Here is a 1,405-nt window from a genome sequence, read left to right as displayed (position 1 = left end):
ACTTTGCAGAGCCCACTCGTTCAACTGCTGATATAGAGGTTGGTAGATCTTTGCCATCGAAGGAGATTTAGACACCACCATTTCAGCTTGTTCAGAAAACGCTGTGTAGTCTCTCGGGGTATTGGATTCTATCTGCTCGACCTTATTCAAGGTGCGAGGAAATTCGTCATCGAGATATTGTTGAGCGCGGTCGGTTGGTTGCGCACAGCCGAAGAGTACAGAGGCCGAAACCAGAGGGAGCCATTTTTTAATCACAAGAATCATCCTAAATTTTCTATGCAACGAGGATGACAAAAACAGCTGAATAACACAATCTAAGTTTGTAAGAGTTTACAGTAAGATAACCTATCGCACTGAATGGTCACTGTAGCCTTTTAGGCGAAACACCGGATTATAGTAGGCGTCTGAGTCGAGTCTCATCTCAGTATTGTCTGAATTGACCATCTTAAAGCGGTAAGTCTTCCCTGCAGAACTGTACTCGAAATAGTCGCCATTAAAGGCAAAATCGGTTGCGATGACAGAACCGCCTACCGAGACTCCGCGCTCACTCAGCACAAACTCATCCCTCGCATAGTGCGCGACATTCTGTTCAACCCAAGTCCCGTAAATCATATTGTTCGGAGTAGATGCCGCTTGCATTCGAGCGAAAACATCTTGGTACAAGATCACCACAGCAATCGAGCCTACAAGCGCAAGTAGCATTAAGCTGCGCTCTACGAACTTACGCTTAAAGTTGGCGTTTTTCTGCTTATCAGCCTCGCTATACAAGCTCTTTGTGATGTCGTCGATTTTGTTCTTACTTACTGGGGCTTGCATAACTATTACTACTCGAATTGAAGCAACTCATATTCTACACTTAATAGGATTACAGAATAAAGTATGCATTAAGATAGTTTGCACCTTATTCCAAAAATCCCCTTGTTTATTTTTGAATAAAAATGTTAAATTCAAGAATAAATAACCAGAACGGATTCTCTCTGTGAAATTACGAAGTACTGCCTTAGTTAAAGGCTTCAGACAATCGACCCCCTATGTGAATGCTCACCGTGGAAAAACCATGGTCATTATGCTGGGAGGCGAAGCGGTGGCCGATCGAAACTTTGGCAATATTATCAATGATATTGCACTTCTTCACAGCTTAGGAGTAAAAATCGTCTTGGTTCACGGTGCTCGTCCACAAATCAACGAACTGCTCACTAAACAAGACTGTCATACTCCTTACCACAAGAATATTCGAGTCACAGATGAGTATGCATTGGGTGTGGCAATGCAAGCTGCCGGACAACTGCAACTTGCGATCACCGCCCGTCTATCAATGAGCCTGAATAATACGCCAATGGCGGGCACACAGCTCAATGTCATGAGTGGTAACTTTGTCACCGCACAACCTCTCGGGGTTGATGAC

General features: G+C 44.1%; 2 protein-coding genes and 1 pseudogene. 1 reads left to right on the top strand and 2 read right to left on the bottom strand.

The genetic code is table 11. From position 1 onward, the window contains the following. Both KIV40_RS32035 and KIV40_RS32030 read right to left on the bottom strand, forming a co-directional pair. A pseudogene (locus KIV40_RS32035) lies at window positions 1–264 on the bottom strand (murein transglycosylase A); the annotation flags it as partial. 81 nt (window positions 265–345) lie between these two features. Further along, window positions 346–816 (bottom strand): DUF2850 domain-containing protein, encoded by a 471-nt coding sequence (locus KIV40_RS32030; protein WP_285353376.1) that lies wholly within the window; start codon window positions 814–816, stop codon window positions 346–348. A gap of 163 nt (window positions 817–979) precedes the next feature. Here KIV40_RS32030 and argA point away from each other — a divergent pair. Next, on the top strand, window positions 980–1,405 hold a 426-nt coding region (gene argA, locus KIV40_RS32025; RefSeq protein ID WP_285353374.1), incomplete at its 3' end, for an amino-acid N-acetyltransferase.

The organism is Vibrio sp. D173a (assembly GCF_030248475.1).
Note: the sequence above shows the minus strand (reverse complement) of the source record. Positions and strands in the feature narration are given on the sequence as shown.